The organism is Arhodomonas sp. KWT (assembly GCF_010993615.1).
The window spans coordinates 1-1,406 of the sequence record NZ_WNXE01000440.1; the positions used below are offsets into that span (position 1 = coordinate 1).

Below are 1,406 nucleotides of genomic sequence, written 5' to 3' on the forward strand. Positions count from 1 at the left end.
GTCAGGCCGGTGCCGCCGATAATCGCCAGTGTCATACCCCTCCCCCTGGTTGATGGTCGGGAAGCGCCGTGTGTGGGGCGGCGGTTACTCGCCCTCGTGATCCGGGTGGACCGCGTAGACGCCGCCGAGGTTGCGGAAGTAGCCCTTGTAGTCCATGCCGGAGCCGAACACGTAGCGGTCGGTCACGGAGAGCCCGGTGAAGTCGGCCTGGAGGCCGTGGTAGCGCCGGTCGTGCTGTTTGTCGAACAGCATCGCCGTGTACACGGCCTTGGCGCCCTCGTCACGGCACTCGTCGATGATGCCCGCAAGGGTGTGGCCCTCGTCGAGGATGTCGTCGACGATGAGCACGGTGCGTCCCTTGAGCGGGGTCTGCGGGCGCGCGAGCCAGATCACGTCGCGGCCGACGGTGGAACCGTGGTAGCGCGTGGCATGGATGTAGTCGACCTCCAGGGGGAACTGCAGCCGCGGCAGCAGCCGGCCCAGGGGGACGATGGCCCCCGTCATGACGCCCAAGACGACGGGCATGGTACCGCCGAGGCGGGTCTCGATGCGCCGGGCCATGTCGTCCAGCGCGCTCTCCACGGCGGCCTCCGTGTGCAGGATCTCCGCGGTGCTCAGGATCTCGTCCAGCTGCTGTGGCGTCACCGGGTTGTAATCACTCATCGGCGGTCCCTTCTGTCTCCACCGGGTATTGGGGCGTCGAGGCGCGCGATTATAGGCGCCTCGGCGCTACGGGGCCACTCGGGGGCTCACCGCTCGAGCAGCGCGGCCGCCTCGCGGGCGCGGCGCCAGTCACGGCTGGCGTGCAGGTCCTTCAGCGCGGGGGCGTGCCGGCCGTGTAGCCGGGCACGGCGCAGTGCGGCAGCGGCATCGGCACCGCCGTGCCAGTCCGGGAGCACGGCGTCCACCGCCCTGCCCTCGTTACCGATGATGACCATGTCGCTGCCGGCGCCGAGGGCGGTGCGGACGCGCTCGCGCAGGCCGCCGGCGACCGCGGCGCCCGCCATGGAGAGGTCGTCGCTGATCACGGCGCCCTGAAAGCCGAGCCGGCCGCGCAGGATGGTGCCGATCCAGTGGCGCGAGAGGCTGGCGGGCAGGCGGTCCTCCGCGGGGAAGACGATGTGCGCCATCATCACCGCCTCCAGCCCGTTCATGATCAGCCGCCGGAACGGCACGAGGTCCGCGTCGTGCAGATCCCGGCTATCCCGCGGATCCTCCGGCAGGGCCTCGTGGGAGTCCAGGCGCACGCCGCCGTGACCGGGAAAGTGCTTTGCCACCGCGGCCATGCCGGCGCGGCGCATGCCCCGGACGAGTGCCGCGGACAGAGCGGTGACGGCCCGGGGGGTGTCCGCCAGGGCGCGGTCGCCGATCACCGTGCTCAGGCCGTGGTCGATGTCGACCACCGG

General features: G+C 71.4%; 2 protein-coding genes. Both read right to left on the minus strand.

The annotated features are described in order from the left end of the window. Positions 1-84 precede the first annotated feature (84 nt). The gene (locus G7A99_RS19725) at positions 85-663 is read right to left on the minus strand and encodes a hypoxanthine-guanine phosphoribosyltransferase (protein ID WP_018716797.1); all 579 of its coding nucleotides are present in this window, start codon (positions 661-663) and stop codon (positions 85-87) included. An 86-nt stretch (positions 664-749) separates the two neighbouring features. Continuing rightward, a partial coding sequence (gene nagZ / locus G7A99_RS19730; RefSeq protein WP_163143441.1) for a beta-N-acetylhexosaminidase occupies positions 750-1,406 on the minus strand: 657 nt, incomplete at its 5' end.

Bases quoted from the DNA above. Each gene is read 5' to 3' on its own strand.
- G7A99_RS19725 (WP_018716797.1), bottom strand. From the start codon at position 663: ATGAGTGATTACAACCCGGTGACGCCACAGCAGCTGGACGAGATCCTG.